The organism is Caulobacter sp. CCNWLW153 (genome assembly GCF_036889365.1).
Classification (GTDB): Bacteria; Pseudomonadota; Alphaproteobacteria; order Caulobacterales; family Caulobacteraceae; genus Caulobacter; species Caulobacter radicis.
In genome coordinates, this window is the sequence record NZ_JBAKFV010000015.1 from 60,488 (window position 1) to 78,138 (window position 17,651).

Annotated in this window: 19 protein-coding genes, 1 other RNA gene and 2 pseudogenes; 13 read left to right on the forward strand and 9 right to left on the reverse strand. The window is 70.8% G+C overall.

The annotated features are described in order from the left end of the window. Positions 1–116 precede the first annotated feature (116 nt). The 5 genes and pseudogenes from ispH to V6S85_RS21120 all read left to right on the forward strand — a co-directional run bounded on the left by ispH (position 117) and on the right by V6S85_RS21120 (position 3,572). Positions 117–1,091: a 4-hydroxy-3-methylbut-2-enyl diphosphate reductase gene (gene ispH, locus V6S85_RS21100; RefSeq protein WP_334350137.1), complete on the forward strand. Its 975-nt coding sequence runs from the start codon at positions 117–119 to the stop codon at positions 1,089–1,091. Positions 1,092–1,174: 83 nt separating this feature from the next. Beyond that, entirely contained in the window at positions 1,175–2,134 is a 960-nt protein-coding gene (gene thrB, locus V6S85_RS21105) for a homoserine kinase (protein WP_334350138.1), read from the forward strand. Positions 2,135–2,148: 14 nt separating this feature from the next. Continuing rightward, entirely contained in the window at positions 2,149–2,595 is a 447-nt protein-coding gene (gene rnhA / locus V6S85_RS21110) for a ribonuclease HI (RefSeq protein ID WP_116564812.1), read from the forward strand. A gap of 74 nt (positions 2,596–2,669) precedes the next feature. Continuing rightward, positions 2,670–3,086: an MAPEG family protein gene (locus V6S85_RS21115; RefSeq protein ID WP_334350139.1), complete on the forward strand. Its 417-nt coding sequence runs from the start codon at positions 2,670–2,672 to the stop codon at positions 3,084–3,086. Between the two features lie 143 nt (positions 3,087–3,229). Continuing rightward, a pseudogene (locus V6S85_RS21120) lies at positions 3,230–3,572 on the forward strand (endonuclease domain-containing protein). 78 nt (positions 3,573–3,650) lie between these two features. Here the strand turns inward: V6S85_RS21120 and nudC are convergent. Further along, entirely contained in the window at positions 3,651–4,595 is a 945-nt protein-coding gene (nudC, locus tag V6S85_RS21125; RefSeq protein WP_116564808.1) for an NAD(+) diphosphatase, read from the reverse strand. Positions 4,596–4,740: 145 nt separating this feature from the next. Here nudC and ffs point away from each other — a divergent pair. From ffs to recR, 4 genes are all read left to right on the forward strand, one after another. After that, positions 4,741–4,839, forward strand: an RNA gene (gene ffs / locus V6S85_RS21130) — signal recognition particle sRNA small type. Between the two features lie 82 nt (positions 4,840–4,921). Then, entirely contained in the window at positions 4,922–6,763 is a 1,842-nt protein-coding gene (locus V6S85_RS21135; RefSeq protein WP_116564806.1) for a DNA polymerase III subunit gamma/tau, read from the forward strand. Between the two features lie 157 nt (positions 6,764–6,920). Beyond that, entirely contained in the window at positions 6,921–7,250 is a 330-nt protein-coding gene (locus V6S85_RS21140; RefSeq protein WP_116564804.1) for a YbaB/EbfC family nucleoid-associated protein, read from the forward strand. Positions 7,251–7,383: 133 nt separating this feature from the next. Continuing rightward, positions 7,384–7,986 (forward strand): recombination mediator RecR, encoded by a 603-nt coding sequence (recR, locus tag V6S85_RS21145; RefSeq protein WP_116491020.1) that lies wholly within the window; start codon positions 7,384–7,386, stop codon positions 7,984–7,986. 49 nt (positions 7,987–8,035) lie between these two features. Here the strand turns inward: recR and V6S85_RS21150 are convergent, their stop codons facing one another. From V6S85_RS21150 to V6S85_RS21165, 4 genes are all read right to left on the reverse strand, one after another. Continuing rightward, the gene (locus V6S85_RS21150; RefSeq protein WP_334350140.1) at positions 8,036–9,013 is read right to left on the reverse strand and encodes an NADPH:quinone oxidoreductase family protein; all 978 of its coding nucleotides are present in this window, start codon (positions 9,011–9,013) and stop codon (positions 8,036–8,038) included. A gap of 37 nt (positions 9,014–9,050) precedes the next feature. Continuing rightward, on the reverse strand, positions 9,051–10,082 hold the full coding sequence (locus tag V6S85_RS21155) for an alpha/beta hydrolase (RefSeq protein ID WP_334350141.1): 1,032 nt from the start codon (positions 10,080–10,082) through the stop codon (positions 9,051–9,053). A 41-nt stretch (positions 10,083–10,123) separates the two neighbouring features. After that, positions 10,124–10,765 (reverse strand): TetR/AcrR family transcriptional regulator, encoded by a 642-nt coding sequence (locus V6S85_RS21160; RefSeq protein ID WP_101713963.1) that lies wholly within the window; start codon positions 10,763–10,765, stop codon positions 10,124–10,126. Between the two features lie 204 nt (positions 10,766–10,969). Beyond that, the gene (locus V6S85_RS21165) at positions 10,970–11,278 is read right to left on the reverse strand and encodes a hypothetical protein (protein ID WP_334350142.1); all 309 of its coding nucleotides are present in this window, start codon (positions 11,276–11,278) and stop codon (positions 10,970–10,972) included. Between the two features lie 97 nt (positions 11,279–11,375). On the opposite strand from V6S85_RS21165, the gene V6S85_RS21170 reads away from it, so the two are divergent. Then, the gene (locus V6S85_RS21170; protein WP_334350143.1) at positions 11,376–12,368 is read left to right on the forward strand and encodes an alpha/beta hydrolase; all 993 of its coding nucleotides are present in this window, start codon (positions 11,376–11,378) and stop codon (positions 12,366–12,368) included. A gap of 166 nt (positions 12,369–12,534) precedes the next feature. Here the strand turns inward: V6S85_RS21170 and proC are convergent, their stop codons facing one another. The 4 genes and pseudogenes from proC to V6S85_RS21190 all read right to left on the reverse strand — a co-directional run bounded on the left by proC (position 12,535) and on the right by V6S85_RS21190 (position 14,561). Continuing rightward, the gene (gene proC, locus V6S85_RS21175; RefSeq protein ID WP_334350144.1) at positions 12,535–13,317 is read right to left on the reverse strand and encodes a pyrroline-5-carboxylate reductase; all 783 of its coding nucleotides are present in this window, start codon (positions 13,315–13,317) and stop codon (positions 12,535–12,537) included. Between the two features lie 119 nt (positions 13,318–13,436). Next, positions 13,437–13,609, reverse strand: a pseudogene (locus V6S85_RS21180) (TPM domain-containing protein); the annotation flags it as partial. Between the two features lie 3 nt (positions 13,610–13,612). Beyond that, positions 13,613–14,116, reverse strand: a complete 504-nt coding sequence (locus V6S85_RS21185; protein WP_101713958.1) for a YbjN domain-containing protein — start codon at positions 14,114–14,116, stop codon at positions 13,613–13,615. A gap of 130 nt (positions 14,117–14,246) precedes the next feature. Then, positions 14,247–14,561, reverse strand: a complete 315-nt coding sequence (locus V6S85_RS21190) for an accessory factor UbiK family protein (protein WP_116564792.1) — start codon at positions 14,559–14,561, stop codon at positions 14,247–14,249. A gap of 116 nt (positions 14,562–14,677) precedes the next feature. Between V6S85_RS21190 and lgt the strand changes: the two genes are divergently transcribed. Genes lgt through pgeF form a run of 3 tightly spaced genes read left to right on the forward strand, consistent with a single transcriptional unit; the run spans position 14,678 to position 17,522 of the window. Then, entirely contained in the window at positions 14,678–15,541 is an 864-nt protein-coding gene (lgt, locus tag V6S85_RS21195; protein WP_334350145.1) for a prolipoprotein diacylglyceryl transferase, read from the forward strand. Beyond that, a complete protein-coding gene (locus tag V6S85_RS21200) occupies positions 15,538–16,740 on the forward strand; it encodes a class I SAM-dependent methyltransferase (protein ID WP_334350146.1) in 1,203 nt (400 codons plus the stop codon). Before lgt ends, V6S85_RS21200 begins: the two co-directional genes overlap by 4 nt. Beyond that, on the forward strand, positions 16,737–17,522 hold the full coding sequence (gene pgeF / locus V6S85_RS21205) for a peptidoglycan editing factor PgeF (protein ID WP_116564788.1): 786 nt from the start codon (positions 16,737–16,739) through the stop codon (positions 17,520–17,522). Before V6S85_RS21200 ends, pgeF begins: the two co-directional genes overlap by 4 nt. Positions 17,523–17,651 lie beyond the last annotated feature (129 nt).

A 17,651-nucleotide genomic window follows, 5' to 3' on the forward strand; every position in this document is an offset into this window, starting at 1 on the left:
AGCCTGATAAAGGCATATGCGTGACCTCGCAACGGGCGCACGTTGCAGCTTGGTCGTCAAAACGCCATGCGCGGCACGTCTGGCGCCCGAGCCCGCAAGCGCTTAGGTTCCGCGCCATGACCACGCCCGCGCCGATCCGTCCCCCGGTCCGTCCCAAGCTCCGCCTGTTCCTGGCCAGCCCGCGCGGCTTCTGCGCCGGGGTCGACCGGGCCATCCAGATCGTCGAGCGGGCCATCGAGAAGTTCGGCGCGCCGGTCTATGTGCGACACGAGATCGTCCACAACCGCCACGTGGTCGACCGGCTCAAGGCCCTGGGCGCGATCTTCATCGAGGAGCTGAACGAGGCTCCCGACGACCGCCCGGTGGTGTTCTCGGCCCACGGCGTGCCCAAATCGGTGCCGGCCGAGGCCAAGTCGCGGCAGATGATCTATCTCGACGCCACCTGCCCGCTGGTCTCCAAGGTCCACGTCGAGGCCCAGAAGCATTTCGACAACGGCCGCGAGATCGTGCTGATCGGCCACGCGGGCCACCCCGAGGTGGTCGGCACCATGGGCCAGCTGCCCGAGGGCACGGTGGCCCTGATCGAGGACATCGACGACGCGCGGACCTGGCAGCCCAAGGACGCCTCGAACGTGGCCTTCCTGACCCAGACCACCCTGTCGGTCGACGACACCGCCGACATCGTGGCCATGCTCAAGGAGCGCTTCCCCGGCATCGCCGCGCCCCACAAGGAAGACATCTGCTACGCCACCACCAACCGCCAGGACGCGGTGAAGATGCTGGCCGAGGCGTCGGACCTGATCCTGGTGGTCGGCTCGCGCAACTCGTCCAACTCGGTGCGCCTGAAGGAAGTGGGCCTGAAGGCCGGCGCCAAGGCCGCCTACCTGATCGACGACGCCTCGGGCCTGGACTGGAGCTGGTTCGAGGGCGTGGCCACCATCGGCCTGACCGCCGGCGCCTCGGCGCCGGAGGACCTGGTGCAGGGCGTCATCGACGCCATCAGCGGCCATTTCGACATCGAGATCGAGGAACTGGTCGAGGCCCGCGAAACGGTGACCTTCAAGCTGCCGCGCCTGCTGACGACGGCTTGAGGAAGAAACTCCCTCTCCCATAGGGAGAGGGTTTCTGGAGACGCCCGCTTGACCGCCAGCGCGCGGCGCCGCATCCCGCGCCCATGGCCGTCTACACCGACATCACCGATCAAGAGCTCGAAGGCTTCCTGGCCGAGTACGCCCTGGGCGCCCCGCTGGCGTTCAAGGGCATCGCCGAGGGCGTGGAGAACTCCAACTTCCTGCTGGAGACGGAGACGGGCCGCTACATCCTGACGGTCTACGAGCGCCGCGCGCGGCCCGAGGACCTGCCCTACTTCCTCGACCTGCTGGGCTGGCTGGCCGATCGCGGCTATCCCTCGGCCCGGCCGATCGCCGACAAGGCGGGCAAGACCCTCAAGACCCTGCGCGGCAAGCCGGCCGCCATCGTCGAGTTCATGCCGGGCCTGTCGGTGCGCAAGCCCAGCCCCGCCCACTGCCGCGAGGCCGGCGAGGGCCTGGCCTGGCTGCACCTGGCGGGCGAAGGCTATGCCGGCCGCCGCGCCAACGACCTGGGCCAGCCGCACTGGGCGGCGCTGTTCTCCAAGCACCGCCAGGCCGCCGAGGACCTCAAGCCCGGCCTGGCCGCCACGATCGACAAGGACCTGGCCGAGATGGCCCTGGCCTGGCCGCGCAACCTGCCCGCCGGCACGATCCACGCCGACTACTTCCCCGACAACGTCTTCTTCAAGACCGACGGCAAGTTCGCGGCGACCATCGACTTCTACTTCGCCTGCGACGACGCCTACGCCTACGACGTGGCCGTGACCCTGAACGCCTGGTGCTTCGAGGCCGACGGCAGCTTCAACGTCACCGCCGCCCAAGCCCTGATCGCCGGCTACGAGCGCCGCCGCCCCTTGAGCCCGGCCGAGCGCGACGCCCTGCCGATGCTGGCGCGCGGCGCGGCCATGCGCTTCTTCCTGACCCGCCTGGCCGACTGGAACGCCACGCCGGCCGGCGCCCTGGTGAAGCCCAAGGACCCGCTGGAGTACGAGCGCAAGCTGGCCGTCCACCGCGAGGGACTGTCGCTGTTCGGACGCGTTTAAGTGAGGATTGGGTCGTGACCCCGAAGCTGATCATCTACACCGACGGCGCCTGCCGCGGTAATCCCGGCCCCGGCGGCTGGGGCGCGGTCCTGATGTATGGCGACAAGCGCAAGGAGATCTGCGGCGGCGAGCTGGCGACGACCAACAACCGCATGGAGCTGATGGGCGCGATCATGGCCCTGGAGGCGCTGAACCGCCCGACCAAGACCGAGCTGCACACCGACAGCCAGTACGTGATGAAGGGCGTCACCCAGTGGATCCATGGCTGGAAGGCCAAGGGCTGGAAGACCGCCGACAAGAGCCCGGTCAAGAACGTCGACCTGTGGCAGCGCCTCGACGCGGCGCGCCAGCGCCACGAGGTCGACTGGCGCTGGGTCAAGGGCCACGCCGGCCATGAGCACAACGAACGCGCCGACGAACTGGCCCGCCGCGGCATGGAAGAGACGCTGAAGAAGCGCTGACCAAACGGCAGGCTTCGCCTGGCGCCGCTTCCCCGATAGCCTCCCCGAAACACGACCTGGGGGAGGCAAGACCGATGAACACGATGATCGCGCCGGTGCTGGCGCTGGTGAGCTGGTCGCTGGTGATGTGGGCGTGGATGTACGCCCAGCGGCTGCCGGCGATGACCAAGGCCGGGATCAAGCCGCAGGACGCCCGCTTTCCCGGCGCGCTGGACGTGCTGCCCGACGCCGCCCGGCAGGCGGCCCACAACTACAACCACCTGATGGAGCAGCCGACGATCTTCTACGCGGCGGCCCTGGCGATCTTCGTGGCGGGCCACGGCGACGGAACGGCGGTGGCGCTGGCCTGGGCCTATGTGGCCCTGCGGATCGTGCACAGCCTGGTGCAGGCCAGCGTCAACATCGTGATGGCGCGGTTCCTGGCCTTCGGCCTGTCGACGCTGGTGCTGGTGGCGATGGTGGCGCGGGAGTGGGTGAAGCTGGCGGGGTGAGGGAAGCAAACCTGACCCCTCTCTCTGCGAGAGAGGGAGGGGCCCACCGCGAAGCGGTGGGAGGGTGAGAGGTTTCACCGACAGCAGGAAATTCCCCATTCCTTCGGTTGCGCCGCTTTCACGGGCGAGCCGAAGCTGACGTCATGAACAGGACAGCCAACGCCCGCAGGCTTCGCCGGAATCAGACCCTCGCGGAAAAGGCGCTTTGGAAGCTCGTCCGCAACCGTCGCCTCGGCGGCTTCAAATTCCTGCGGCAGCTTCCGATCGACCGCTACTTCGCCGACTTCGTCTGCGAGGCTGGAAAGCTGATCGTCGAGCTGGACGGTGCGGTCCACGATGGGCGCGAAGATCACGACGCGCGGCGCACGCAAATCCTGGAACTGTTCGGATACATGGTCCTGAGAGTCCCGAGCGAGCCGGGTTCTGGCCGATCCCGGCGGTGTCGCCGATGACATACTGGCAGTGCTTGGTTCGGCGAGGCTGTAACCTCTCACCCTCCCACCGCCTGCGGCGGCGGGCCCCTCCCTCTCTCGAAGAGAGAGGGCTCTAGAAGCCCCCTCCCCCTCAATCCTCGCTCTCGCACCACGTCTTGATCAGCTGGTGCGCGATGGCCAGGGTCGGGGGCGCGAAGGCGTCGTCGATCTCGCCGCGGATCAGGGCTTTGGCCTCGTCCTTGTCGAACCAGCGGACGGCTTCCAGTTCGGTCTGGTCGGGGGCGGCCTGGTCGCTGTCGACCTCGGCGATCATGCCCATCATCAGCGAGGCGGGGAACGGCCAGGGCTGGCTGGAGTGGTAGCGGACCTTGACGGCCACCAGGCCCGCCTCTTCCTTCAGCTCGCGGGCGCAGGCCTCCTCGATGGTCTCGCCAGGCTCGACGAAGCCGGCCAGGGCCGAGAACATGCCGGCGGGCCACGCCGCCTGGCGGCCCAGCAGGCACTTGCCGCCGTGCACGGCCAGCATGATCGCCACCGGGTCGGTGCGCGGGAAGTGCTCGGCGTGGCAGGACGGGCAGATGCGCTTCCAGCCGCCGTCGGCGATGTCGCTCTTGTTGCCGCAGTTGGCGCAGAACGGGTGCTTGCGCCGCCATTCGAACATCGACTTGGCGGTGGCCAGGATGCCGGCGTCGGGCGCGGGCAGGGTCGCGGCCGCGCCGCGCAGGTCCTCGAAGCGGCCAAGCCCCGCGAGCGCGCCTTCCGACGGATCGGCCGCGCCCTCCAGGTCGACGGCGAAGACGGCGATGTCCTTCCACAGACCCATGAACAGCAGGCGCTCGTCCGTGCCGGCCAGTTCCTTGGCCATGTCGGCGCGCAGATAGGCGATCTGGACGCCGGTCGGCTCTTCATCGGCCGAAGGCGAGTCCTCGACGAGAACCTTGCCGTTCCACACGGCCACGGCCAGGGACTGGGGGTCCTCCAGCTTCTCGGCGATCCAGCTGGCGTCGCCTCGGCGCTCGCCGGCGCGGTCCAGCGGGTTGCCCGCGAAGATGTTGACGATTTCGGAAAGCGGCATGGCTGATTCTGTAGAGGCTGACCGCCGAAAGTGTAAGGGGTTTTGACGCTCGGCGCCCGCCCAGCGACGGGTCGCGGCGAAGAGTCGTCACGGGGCGGAGCGCTTGGCGCTTGCATATCGCGCGATGAGTCGCGATATACCCCCTCGGAGATCGGCGACGGACGATGGCCTCGCCAACCTGGTCAGGGCCGGAAGGCAGCAGCCACAACGAGATCACCCTCGGGTCGCCCGCCGGTCTCCACCTTACCCCTTAAATTCTGTCAGCAGACGCGACGCGGCCGCCCGCGAGCCTTTTGCCGCGCCGCCCGACGCTCTAGACTGCGCCCATGGCCGACCACGACCTCACGCCCGATTCCGCTCCGCCCTGGGACGAGCCCGCGTTCGATCGCGAGGAAACCGTCGAGCGCGACGAGAACACGGCCGACATCTTCGGCGAGGCGCCCGCGCCGGTCGCGGCCAAGCCCCTGCCCGAGCCCGAACCGGAAGAGGCCGGCGCGGCCTATACCGTGCTGGCCCGCAAGTACCGGCCGCGCACCTTCGAGGACCTGATCGGCCAGGAGGCCATGGTCCGCACCCTGGCCAATGCCTTCTCGACCGGCCGTATCGCCCACGCCTTCATGCTCACCGGCGTTCGCGGGGTCGGCAAGACCACGACCGCCCGCCTGCTGGCCCGGGCCCTGAACTACGAGAGCGACACCGTCCACGGCCCCAGCGTCGACCTCAGCACCGAGGGCCGGCACTGCCGGGCCATCATCGAGGGCCGGCACATGGACGTGCTGGAACTCGACGCCGCCTCCCGCACCAAGGTCGACGAGATGCGCGAGCTGCTGGACGGGGTGCGCTACGCCCCCGTCGAGGCGCGCTACAAGGTCTACATCATCGACGAAGTGCACATGCTGTCGACGGCGGCGTTCAACGCGCTGCTGAAGACGCTGGAAGAGCCGCCGCCGCACGCCAAGTTCATCTTCGCCACCACCGAGATCCGCAAGGTGCCGGTGACGATCCTGTCGCGGACCCAGCGCTTCGACCTGCGCCGGATCGAGCCGGACGTGCTGGCCAAGCACTTCGACCGCATCTCGCAGCGCGAAGGCGCGAAGATCGATCCCGACGCCCTGGCCCTGATCGCCCGCGCCGCCGAGGGCTCGGCCCGCGACGGCCTGTCGCTGCTCGACCAGGCCATCGTCCAGACCGAGCGCGGCCAGACGGTCACCGCCGCCGTCGTGCGCGACATGCTGGGCCTGGCCGACCGCAGCCAGACCATCGCCCTGTTCGAACAGGTGATGAGCGGCAAGCCGGGCGAGGCCCTGACCACCTTCCGCCAGCTGTGGGGCTTCGGCGCCGATCCGGTGGTGGTGATGCTCGACCTCCTGGACCACAGCCACGCCGCCTCGGTGGCCAAGGCGCTGGGTCCCGAGGCCCTGTCGATGCCCAAGGAGCAGGCCGCGCGCCTGACCTCGGTCGGCGCCCAGACCAGCGCCGGGACCATGGCGCGCCTGTGGCAGATGCTGCTCAAGGCCCATGACGAGGTGCGCCGCGCGCCCGACGCCATGGCCGCCGCCGAGATGGCGATCATCCGCCTGTGCTACGCCGCCGACCTGCCGGGTCCGGAGGATGCGCTGAAGGTCCTGCGCGACGGCGGCAATCCGGGCGCGGGTCCCAATGGCCCAGGGGGCGGCGTCGCGGTGGGCGGTGGAGCAGCCCCTGGCGGAGCCGTCTCGGCCGCGCCGCGCGCCATGGCCGCCGTCGGCGCCGCCCCGGCCGCGCCGGTGCTGGCCTCGTTCGACGACGTGCTGAAGCTGATCGCCGAGAAGCGCGACATCGGTCTGCGCCTCGACGTCGAGCAGTATGTCCGCCCGATCAGCTTCCGCCCCGGCGCCATCACCTTCGAGGCCGCCCCCGGCGCGCCGGGCAACCTGGCCGGCCGCCTGGTCCGCGCGCTGAAGGAATGGACCGGCCAGCCCTGGCTGATCGCCGCCGAGGGCGGCGGCGGGGCCGAAAGCCTGATGGAGCGCCAGAAGCGCGAGGAGCGCGAAGCCCTGGCGGCCATCAAGTCCGACCCGTTCGTGGCCTCGGTGCTGTCGGCCTTCCCGGGCACCGAGATCGTCGAGATCCGCAAGGTCCTGGCCCCCGAACCCGCGCCGATCGAGCCGGACGAGGCCGAGGACTGATTTTCCCCCTTCCCCCTCGATGGGGGAAGGGCCGGGGATGGGGGTGACGCGGCTTTTCAGGATGCGGCTCGACCGCGCTCGAACCCGCCGGCGCTTCCACCCCCACCCCTGCCCCTCCCCCATCAAGGGGGAGGGAATTCGGTACGAGGAGCAGACCATGAAAGACCTCAGCGGCCTGATGAAGCAGGCCCAGGCCATGCAGCAGAAACTGGCCGACGCCCAATCCCGCCTCGCCGAGGTCCTGATCGAAGGCACGGCCGGCGGCGGCATGGTCACCGTCACCCTGTCGGGCGGCGGCGACCTGAAGAAGGTCGTGCTGGACGACAGCCTGATCGAGCCGGGCGAAGGCGAGGTCATCGCCGACCTGATCGTCGCCGCCCACGCCGACGCCAAGAAGAAGCTGGAAGCCAAGCAGGCCCAGATGATGCAGGAAGCCGCCGGCCCGATGGCGGGCCTGATGGGCGGCATGCCCGGGATGAAGTTCTAAGTTCCAAGCCCTTCCCCCTTGATGGGGGAAGGGTTGGGATGGGGGTGAACCTCGGCGCTGGCCGCCGACGCCGCATCACCCCCACACCCGACCTCTCCCCCATCAAGGGGGAGAGGAGAAAAGAGGAAAACCCTTGGCCGCCTCCGCCGGACCTGAGATCGAGCGCCTGATCGCCCTGCTGTCGAAGCTGCCGGGCCTTGGGCCGCGCTCGGGCCGGCGGGCTGCGCTGGCCCTGCTGAAGAAGCGGGACGCGCTGCTGGCGCCTCTGGCCGCGGCCATGGCCGACGCCCAGGCCAAGGTGAAGACCTGCTCCACCTGCGGCTCGCTCGACACCACCGATCCCTGCGCCGTGTGCAGCGACGGCTCGCGCGACGTGCGCCTGCTGTGCGTGGTCGAGGAGGTCGGCTCGGTCTGGGCCATGGAACGCGGCGGCTCGTTCAAGGGCCGCTACCACGTGCTGGGCGGCCTGCTTTCGGCGCTGGACGGCGTGGGGCCCGAGACCCTGCGGGTGGGCGAACTGCTGGCGCGGGCCTCCAGCGGCGAGGTGGCCGAGGTGATCCTGGCCCTGCCGGCCACGGTCGACGGCCAGACCACCGCCCACTACCTGGCCGACCGCCTGGCCAACACCAATGTCCCGGTGACCATGCTGGCGCGGGGCGTTCCCGTCGGCGGCGATCTCGACTGGCTCGACGACGGCACGATCGCCCAGGCGCTGCGGGCGAGACGGCCGGCTTAAACTCACCTTCTCCCATAGGGAGAGGTTTCGGAGCGGCTGAGAGGTTCGTTCAGAAAACAACCACCGCCTTGCCCACCACCCGCCGCGACGCCAAGAGCTCGAACGCCTCGCGCCAGCGGTCCAGCGGAACCTCGGCGTGCACGTGCGGTCGGATCGTCCCGGCCTCGGCCATGGTCCAGACGGCGGCCTGGTCTTCGGCGCCCCTGTCGGGGAACTGACGGCCGTATTCGCCGGCCCGCACGCCCATCACCGAGATCCCCTTGATCAGCGGGATGTTGGCCGAGACCGTCGGGATCCGCCCGGAGGTGAAGCCGATCACCAGCAGCCGCCCGTCGAAGGCCAGGCAGCGCAGGCTCTCGTCGAAGACGTCGCCGCCCACGGGATCGTAGACCACGTCGACGCCGCGCCCGCCGGTGATCTCTTTCACCCTGTCGCGGAAGCCGCCGGCGACGTTGACGACGGCGTCAGGCGCGTAGAGCCGCGAGACCTGCGCCAGCTTGTCGTCGGAGGCCGAGGCGGCGATCACCTTCGCGCCCATGGCCTTGGCCAGATCCACGGCCGCCAGCCCCACCCCGCCGGCCGCGCCGTGCACCAGCAGCCACTCGCCGGCCTGCAGATTGGCCCGCCGCACCAGCGCCACGCGGGCCGTCAGATAAGCCGCGCCGTAGGAGGCCGCCTGCGCGAACAACAGCCGTGCGGGCTTCGGTTTCAGCGCCCTGACGGGCACGGCGATGTACTCGGCGAAGGCTCCGGTTCGGGCGCCGCCCACCACCGCCGCGCCGATCTCCAGGCCATCGACCCCCTCGCCCAGGGCCGCAACCTCGCCGGCGAAGTCCAGGCCGGGGGTGAATGGCAGGTCCGGCTTCAGCTGGTACTCGCCACGGGTCATCAGCAGGTCGGGGAAGTTGACGCTGGCGGCCCTGATGCGAACCAGGACCTCGCCGGGGCCAGGCGTCGGGGTCGAGACGTCACGGACCGCGCAGCCGGCGAAGTCGGGGGCCAACGCCTCCACCACCAGAGCTTTCATGCCCCCTTCCCCCTTCCCCCATCCAGGGGGAAGGGCTTCACTTCTCGATCTCCGCCCGCACCAAGCCCGCGATCTCGCGGCAGGCCGCGTCGGCGGCCGGCACCGCGCCCGTGAACGCCGTGAAGCCATGCGCCAGGCTGTCGTAGCAGCGATAGGTGGTCGGCACGCCGGCCGCGATCAGCCGCTTGGCGTAGGCCTCGCCCTGGTCGACCAGGGGGTCGAAGCCGGCGGTGATCACGATGGCCGGCGCCAGGCCCGTCAGGTCCTGCGTCTTGTCGGGCGACAGGCGCGGATCGGCCGGATCGGCCTCGGGACCCATGTAGTGACCCATGAACCACTCCATGATCGGGCGGCTCAGCGGATAGCTGTCGGCATAGACGGCCATCGACGGCGTCTCGCTGGCCACGTCGACGGCGGGATAGATCAGCAGCTGGAAGGCCGGCTGGGTCTCGCCCGCGCGTTTGGCCTCCTGGGCCAGCACGGCGGCGAAGTTGCCGCCCATGCTGTCGCCGCCGATCGCGGCCTGCCCCGGCGCCGCGCCGAAGCGGGCGGCGTTGTCGCGGCCCCAGCGCCAGGCGGCCAGCACGTCGTCCAGCCCCGCCGGGAAGCGATGGTCCGGCGCCAGGCGGTAGTCGACCGACAGCACGGCGGTCTTGGCTACGCGCGCCAGGATCCCGCAGAAGGCGTGGCAGGTCTCCAGATCCCCGATCACCCCGCCGCCGAAGTGGGCGAAGACGATCAGCGGCGCGGAACTGTCCTGCTCGGCCGGGCGATAGGCGCGGATCGGGATCTGGCCGCCGGGGCCGTCTACCGTCAGGCTCTCGTTGCGCACCCCGACCTCGGGCGGGCCGGAAACCGCCAGCAGGCCCTTGGCGCTGCCCGCCCGTGCTTCCTGTGGCGACAGGGTGGTCATCGACGGCAGGCCCTTGGCCGCGTTGGCGAAGAACTGGAAGCGCGGGTCCAGGGTGCGTCCGCCGCGATAGACGACGCCTCCGCCGCTCAGCGCCCGCAGGATCGGGGTCGGCAGCGACAGGATCGTCTTGAGGACCAGCTTCTGGACGTCGGCCATTCGGGGGCTTCTCTCTTTTACGTTCGGGGAAAGGCGGCCGGCTAGGGCCTGGGCAGCGCCGGCAGGCCGCCGAGGATCAGGCCGACGGCGAAGGCGGTGGCGCCCTGCGTGTCCATCGGCCGGCGCTCGAGCATCTTGTCGCCGACCTCGCGGGCCACGGCGATGCAGGCGGCGGTCAGGTAGTCGAGGTCGACCGGCGGGGCGTGATCGCGCTCCAGCACCCGCTCGAAGGCCTCGCGCACCTCGGCGAAGACGGCGGTGACCTCGGGCGTGGCCCGCACCTGCGGATGGGTCTCGCCGGCCGGGCGGTTGACGCGCCAGGTCTCGTGCTCGGCGGCCAGGAAGTCGAAATAGGCCCGCATGGCCCCGCGCAGGAACGAGGCGAAGTCGGTCGCCTTCTCGAACTCCACGCGCAGCAGCGGCCGAAAGCGCCGCGCCCCGTCGTCGGCGAGGGCGTCGAACACCTCCTCCTTGGACTTGTAGTAGTTGTAGAAGGTGCCCGAGGCCAAACCGGTCAGGCGGATGATGTCGCGCACCGTGGCCCCGTCATAGCCCAGCTCGCCGAACACCTGCCGGGCCGCGTCCAGGATGGCCTGGCGGTTGGCGGTCTTGGTGCGCTCGCGCTTGCCCGGGCGATTGTCCTCGCGCGGCGGCATGGCGGGGAAGTAGGCGATGTTCGACATCGAGGCGCGGCTCTTTTGTTGGGCGGCGTCAGTGACGCCCCGTCAGGATTTGAGCCTCGTTCCGGGCGCGGAGCAAGCAGATTAAGACCCTCCCCCTGAAGGGGGAGGTGGCCCGAAGGGCCGGAAGGGGAAGGGATTGCGGTCGAAGGGGCCCAACTCCCCTCTCCGTCGGCTTCGCCGACACCTCTCCCTTCAGGGAGAGGGTCAATTAGGCCGCGTGAACGTGGCCTTGCAGCGGGCGTCGCAGCGGGCCCACTCGGCGGGGCAGCTGTCGTCGTCGGTGTTGGCGCGGCAGAAGTAGTAGGTCTTGGCGCACACGGCCTTGCAGGCGGCGGGATCAGCGCCGGGCCTGGGCGACTGCAGCGGGATCGGCGGCGGGATCACGGCCTGGGCGCTGGGGGCCGCCGTCGTCTCCGGCGCGGGGGTCGACAGCGTCCGCCGCGCATGGGTCTGGGCCCCGGCCGACGAGGCCAGGGCGGCGACCAGCAGCAGGGCGGACAGGGCGCGACGCATGGCTTTGGAGTCTAGGGACTGATCCGCCGAAAAGAAACCGCGCCCGGACGTCGCGGGCGCTCTCGACGAACGGCCCTGCGCCCCTACATTGAGACCCATGCTCAAGCACGCCGGACGCGCCCTTGCCGCCTTCACCCTGCTCTTCGTCTCCTTCGTCGCGGCGGGCGGCGTGATGGCCGCGGTCGGACACAAGGCCCCGCGCGGGACCTTCGTCGACATCGGCGACGGCCGCTCCCTGCGCATGGTCTGCGAGGGCGAGGCCACGCACGCCGATCGCCCGACCGTATGGCTGGAGGCCGGCGCCTTCGGCTTCGCCGCCGACTGGGGCGCGACCCAGGACGCCCTGGCCGCCGCCGGCTGGCGCACCTGCGCCTACGACCGCGCCGGCATGGGCTATTCGCCCAAGGGTCCGGCCCCGCGCGACGGCCTGGCCATCGTGTCGGACTTCGAGAAGCTGGTCGCCGCCTCGGGCGAGAAGGGCCCCTACATCCTGGTCGGCCACTCGATGGCGGGCCTGCGCCTGCGCGAATACGCCGGCCGCAACCCCGACCAGGTCGCCGGCCTCGTCCTGGTCGACGCCGCCACGCCGGAGGCGGCCAAGATCCGGCGCGCCCAGGGCTTCATCAAGTCGTTCGTGTTCATCTCGCGCGCGGCGGCGCTGGGGGCCTCGACCGGGCTCTACAAGCCGCTGGTCTACACGCGCCTGGGCGACAAGATCGGCCTGCCGCCGGACGCCAAGGCCGAAAAGCGCTGGGGCTTCGCCAACGGCCGCCACAACCGCACCTCGGCGCAGGAGGTCACCCTGTGGGCGCAGGCCTCCGACCAGGCCGCCGCCCAGCCGCAGTTCAAGCCCGAATGGCCGGTGGCCGTGGTCACCGCCGGCGCCCGCGTCGGCGATCGCGCCCAGTGGAAGGACATGCAAGCCGCCCCGGCCAAGGCCTCGCAGCACGGCTATGTCGACCACGTGGCCGGCGCCACCCACACCCGCCTGCTGGGCGGCGAGTTCGCCGACCACATCGTGCGGGCGGTCGAGTTCGTGGCCAAGGCGCGGGGGACGGCGCCGCAGGCGCTGGTGGACGTGACGCAGTAAATCCTTCTCCCCTTGCGGGAGAAGGTGTCGACGAAGTCGACGGATGAGGGGTCGCACCCACGAAGAACGCCGCGACAGCTGATCAGCTGTCGCGGCGTCTTGCTTCTGAGAGACCCCTCACCCGACCCGCTACGCGGGCCCCCCTCTCCCGCAAGGGGAGAGGGAGTCAGCCCCCAAGCTCCTCCGAGCGCTTCACCGCCGCCGCCAGGGCGCGCGGCAAGAGGTCGCCGAAACCGCCCTCGCCCATCAGCACCGACAGGGCCGCGGCCGTGGTGCCGCCGGGCGAGGTGACCTGCTTGCGAAGCTCCGAAGGCTCCTCGCCGCCGGCCGCCAGCAGGGCCGAGGCGCCGGCGATGGTGGCGCGGGCGAGGCGCGCCGAGTCCTCGGGCGAGAGGCCCTGGCCGGCGCCGGCGGCCTCCAGCGCCTCGATGAAGGCGTAGAGATAGGCCGGGGCCGAGCCGGAAACGGCGGTGGCGGCGTGCATCAGTTGCTCGTCGGCCAGCTCGACCGTGGCGGCGACCGGGGCCAGCAGGGCCTTGGCGGCCTCCAGCGCCTCGGCCGTGTCGGCATAGAGGCTGGCCGCGCCCTGGCCGATGGCCACGGCGGTCGTCGGCATCACCCGCGCCACGCGCCGGCCGCCGAAGGCTTGCGAAATGTCGGCCGCGCGCACGCCGGCGGCGATCGAGACGACGATGGCGTCGCTCGCCAGGTGCGGGACCACGTCCGCGACCGCCTCGCGCCAGATCTGCGGCTTGACCGCCAGCAGCACCACTTTCGCGGCCGACAGCGCCTCGAGCGGTGGATTGACCACCGCGCCGGGGAAGGCCTCGTCGGTCGCCGCCGGGTCGCGGACGATCAGGTCGGACAGAGCGAACGCCCCGGTCTTGCGCCAGCCCTCGATCAGGGCCCCGCCCATGCGGCCCGCGCCGAGCAGAAGGATGGGGGTCATGGGCAAAGCTCCCGCGTGTCTGGTGTCGCAGGGCGCTTAGCGCGGCATGGGGGCGGCGTCACCTGTTTGGTGAGGCCTCACGCGCTTGGTGATTATTGGAAGAGCTTGGGGCGCCTGCTCCTCCCTCGCGAAGCGGGGGAGGTGGCGCGGCGCTATCGCGCCGTGACGGAGGGGGCGAGGGAAAGAGCGCCGTGCGCGCCGTCGCCCCCTCCACCACGGAGCCTGTCCTCGGGCGCGCGCTTCGCGCGACCCGGGGGTGGTCCCCCTCCCCCGTTTCTCGGGGGAGGAGCAGAGGTCAGGCCTGGCCGACCGTCTCGAACATGCAGGCGGCCATGGCCTCGTCGGGGGTCTTGGCGCCGTGCAGCAGGAAGTCGAAGGCCGGGTAGAAGCGGTCGGCGGCTTCCACCGCCGCGTCGATCATCGAGGCGGCCTGGGCCATGGTCGGGCGCTCGCCCGACGGCAGGGCCAGAGCGTGGCGGAACACCACCTCGCCGTCGTCGGTCCAGACCTCGAAGTGGCCCAGCCAGACGCGCTGGTTGATCATCGACAGCAGCTCGTAGGCGGCCGGACGCTTGGTCTTGGACGCCCGCAGGTCGAGCGAGAGGCACAGTTGCAGGCAGTCGGCCTCGGGACGCCAGGCGAACCAGAGCTCGTAATCCTTCCAGTCGCCGGTCAGGGCGAAGGCGAGATCGCCGTCCTCCGTCCGGTCGAAGGTCAGGTTTTCGGCGGCCAGCACGTGCTCGACCACCTCGAGGGGATCCAGCGCCAGCAGGACGTCGTCGTCGGGTTGGGTGTCCATCAGAACCTTTGGCCCCCGGGGGCGATGACGGGCGTGGGACCCGCCGGGTGTCGCCCACGAAAGAAGAGTCTAAGCTGCTTCGCGCGTTTGGCCACAACAGCGTTCACGCTTGGAGCGAGCGGTAAACGATTTATTCGCCCTTTTGCGCGGGTTTGTCGCCCTTCGGAGTCGCCTTCTTCGCGGCGGGCTTCGAAGCAGCCTGGGGGGCAGCCTGGGGGGCGGCGGACTTTTCGGCCTTCAGGGCCGCGACTTCGGCCTGCAGGGCGGCCACCTGGGCCTTCAGGACCTCGAGATCGTCGCGACGCACCAGGTCCAGCTCGGCGGCCCAGCGGTCGGCCTGGGCGCGGAACGCCGTCTTGGCTTCGTCGCCGGCGGTCTGGGCGATGCCCATGGCGGCCTGGGTGAACTTGGCGAATTCGTCGAGGAAGGGGTTCTGGCTGTGCATCTTCGTTCCGGCCGGGCGCAAATCGCCCACAGTTCTTTATATGGTGCGCGGGGGATGAAAGCGAACCTCGAAGCGGGTATCCCTGCGACCATCTGTCCCGAACGGAGCCGAACGGCGTGATCTTTCCGGAATTCGACCCCGTCCTCGTCCAGCTGGGCCCCTTCGCCATCCGCTGGTACGCCCTGGCCTACGTGGCCGGCATCCTGCTGGGCTGGCGCTACGCGGTGCGGCTGGTGAAGACCCCGCGCCTGTGGGGCGGCCGCGCGCCGACCGCCACGTCCGAGCAGATCGACGACCTGGTGCTGTGGATCACGCTCGGCATCATCCTGGGCGGACGCCTCGGCTACATCCTGTTCTACAGCCCGTCGACGATCTGGACCCGGCCGCTGGAGGTCCTGCAGGTCTGGCACGGCGGCATGAGCTTCCACGGCGGCTTCCTGGGCGTGTGCCTGGCCATCATCCTGTTCGCCCGCAAGCACCGCATCGACCTGCTGAAGCTCGGCGACCTGGTCGCTCCGGTCGCGCCGCTGGGCCTGCTGTTCGGCCGCCTGGCCAATTTCGTCAACGGCGAGCTGTGGGGCCGCACCACCGACGTCCCCTGGGGCGTGGTGTTCTGCAACGACCGCATCCGCCAGCTGGAAGGCGGCGCCTGCGTCGCCGGCGAGTTGCCCCGCCATCCCAGCCAGCTCTACGAAGCCGCGCTGGAGGGGGTGCTGCTGTTCCTGATCCTGCGCCTGGCCACCCACCGCTTCGGCTTCCTGCAACGCCGGGGCGGGCTCGCGGGCCTGTTCATGCTCTGCTACGGCCTGTTCCGCGCCGCGCTCGAGAACGTGCGCCAGCCCGACGCCTTCATGCCCAACTTCCCGCTGGGCCTGACCATGGGGATGATGCTGTCGACCCCGATGCTGCTGGTCGGCGGCTGGCTGGTGTGGAAGGCGCTGAAGCAACCGATCACGGCGCCGGAGCCGGTCCAGCCTTGAGCCTGAGAGAACCCGCGCTGCTGGGCCGCCTGAAGGCCCAGATCGCCCAGGACGGCCCGATCAGCGTCCCGGAATACTTCACCCGCTGCCTGCACGACCCCCGCGACGGCTACTACGCCAACCGCCCGGCCCTTGGAGGCATGACGGGGGGCTCGGAAGGCGACTTCATCACCGCGCCGGGCGTCAGCCAGATGTTCGGCGAGCTGGTCGGCCTGTGGCTGATGGAGACCTGGGACCGCCTGGGCCGCCCCGCCCCGTTCCGCCTGGTCGAGATGGGCCCCGGCGACGGCACGCTGATGAGCGACATCCTGCGCGCTGGTCGCCTGCTGCCCGCCTTCCTGGAGGCGGCCGACCTGTGGCTGGTCGAGGTCTCGCCGGTGCTGCGCGCGGCGCAGGAAAAGACCCTGGCCGGCGCCTCGGCGCAGTGGGCCGGGCGGCTGGAAGAGGTTCCGGCCGGCGCGCCGCTGCTGCTGGTCGCCAACGAGCTCCTGGACTGCCTGCCCGCCCGCCAGTTCGTGAAGACGCAAGACGGCTGGGCCGAGCGGGTCGTGGGACTCGGCGAGAACGGTGAGCTGGCGTTCGGGCTTCGCAAGCTAGGTCCTCCCCCCCTGGGGGAGGGGGCCCGGAGGGCCGGAGGGGGGGCGTTTTCAGCCGCCGCGGCCTCGGATGTTCTGCGGTCGCTCCCCCCTCCGTCGGCTTCGCCGACACCTCCCCCCCTGGGGGAGGATCTGCCCGTCGGCGCCATCCTCGAGTCCTCGCCGGCCCAGGCGGCGCTGGGATCCGAGCTCGGTCATCGGCTGGCCCGCGACGGCGGGGCGGCGCTGCTGATCGACTACGGTCGCGCCGCGAGCGAGCCCGGCGACACGCTGCAGGCCATCCGCGCCCACAGGAAGGAAGGCCCTCTGGACAATCCCGGCCAGGCCGACCTGACCGTCTGGGCCGACTTCCCGTCCGTGCTCGAGGCGGCCAGGCAGGCCGGGGCCCAGGCGCCGCCGGTGGTCACCCAGGGCGACTTCCTGCGCGCCCTCGGGATCGAGGCCCGGGCCCAGGCGCTGGCCGCCGCGCGGCCCGATCGCGCCGAGGTCGTCGCAAGACAGCTTGATCGCCTGACCGGAGCGGCGCAGATGGGCGATCTCTTCAAGGTCGCGTGCCTGAGCGCGCCGGGGCTCAATCCCCCGCTCTTCGAGGACGAGGCATGACCAAAGCATCGCTCCCCACCGTCCAGTCTTCGCTGCTGGCGTCCGTGCCGGGCCTGCGCCACGCCTTCTTCACCCGCAAAGGCGGCGTCTCGCAGGGGCTGTACGACAGCCTCAATGTCGGTCGCGGCAGCCAGGACGAGCCGGCCGACGTGATCGAGAACCGCGCCCGGGCCGCCCGCTGGTTCGGCGCGGCGCGCGAGGACCTCAACACCTGCTTCCAGATCCACTCGACGATCGCCATCGTCGCCGACGGCTCGTGGGGCGACGCCCGGCCGCAGGGCGACGCCGTGGTCAGCAAGACGCCGGGCGTGGTCTGCGGCGCGCTGCACGCCGACTGCGCGCCGGTGCTGATCGTCGATCCGGAGGCCCGCGTCGTGGCCGCCGCCCACGCCGGCTGGCGCGGGGCGCTGGACGGGGTGGTGCAGGCCGCCGTCGACTCCATGGTCGAGCTGGGCGGCCGCCCCGAACGCATGGTGGCCGCCGTCGGCCCCTGCATCGGCCCGGACTCCTATGAGGTGGGCCTGGAGTTCTTCGCCAAGTTCGAGGCCGACTGCCCCGGCTCCAAGCGGTTCTTCAAGCCGGGCAAGACCGACGAGAAGCGCTATTTCGACCTGCCCGCCTTCGTGCTCGACCGCATCGCCACCGCCGGCGTCGAGCAGCGCGAATGGGTCGGCCGCGACACCTGCGCCGAGGACGACCACTTCTTCTCCAACCGCCGCGCGGTGCTGAGCGGCCAGAAGGACTATGGCCGGCTGCTGTCGGCGATCATGCTGGAGGGGTAGAAAGAGATCCTCCCCCTGAAGGGGGAGGTGTCGGCGCAGCCGAAGGAGGGGGAAGTCCGCGCGAACCGGCCGCCGTCTCGAAAGCTGAGAACGCCCCCCTCCGGGCCACCTCCCCCAGGAGGGGGAGGA

Coding starts and splice junctions, on each gene's coding strand:
- ispH (WP_334350137.1), top strand. CDS start 117: ATGACCACGCCCGCGCCGATCCGTCCCCCGGTCCGTCCCAAGCTCCGC.
- thrB (WP_334350138.1), top strand. CDS start 1,175: ATGGCCGTCTACACCGACATCACCGATCAAGAGCTCGAAGGCTTCCTG.
- V6S85_RS21115 (WP_334350139.1), top strand. CDS start 2,670: ATGAACACGATGATCGCGCCGGTGCTGGCGCTGGTGAGCTGGTCGCTG.
- nudC (WP_116564808.1), bottom strand. CDS start 4,595: ATGCCGCTTTCCGAAATCGTCAACATCTTCGCGGGCAACCCGCTGGAC.
- V6S85_RS21135 (WP_116564806.1), top strand. CDS start 4,922: ATGGCCGACCACGACCTCACGCCCGATTCCGCTCCGCCCTGGGACGAG.
- V6S85_RS21140 (WP_116564804.1), top strand. CDS start 6,921: ATGAAAGACCTCAGCGGCCTGATGAAGCAGGCCCAGGCCATGCAGCAG.
- V6S85_RS21150 (WP_334350140.1), bottom strand. CDS start 9,013: ATGAAAGCTCTGGTGGTGGAGGCGTTGGCCCCCGACTTCGCCGGCTGC.
- V6S85_RS21155 (WP_334350141.1), bottom strand. CDS start 10,082: ATGGCCGACGTCCAGAAGCTGGTCCTCAAGACGATCCTGTCGCTGCCG.
- V6S85_RS21160 (WP_101713963.1), bottom strand. CDS start 10,765: ATGTCGAACATCGCCTACTTCCCCGCCATGCCGCCGCGCGAGGACAAT.
- V6S85_RS21165 (WP_334350142.1), bottom strand. CDS start 11,278: ATGCGTCGCGCCCTGTCCGCCCTGCTGCTGGTCGCCGCCCTGGCCTCG.
- V6S85_RS21170 (WP_334350143.1), top strand. CDS start 11,376: ATGCTCAAGCACGCCGGACGCGCCCTTGCCGCCTTCACCCTGCTCTTC.
- proC (WP_334350144.1), bottom strand. CDS start 13,317: ATGACCCCCATCCTTCTGCTCGGCGCGGGCCGCATGGGCGGGGCCCTG.
- V6S85_RS21185 (WP_101713958.1), bottom strand. CDS start 14,116: ATGGACACCCAACCCGACGACGACGTCCTGCTGGCGCTGGATCCCCTC.
- V6S85_RS21190 (WP_116564792.1), bottom strand. CDS start 14,561: ATGCACAGCCAGAACCCCTTCCTCGACGAATTCGCCAAGTTCACCCAG.
- pgeF (WP_116564788.1), top strand. CDS start 16,737: ATGACCAAAGCATCGCTCCCCACCGTCCAGTCTTCGCTGCTGGCGTCC.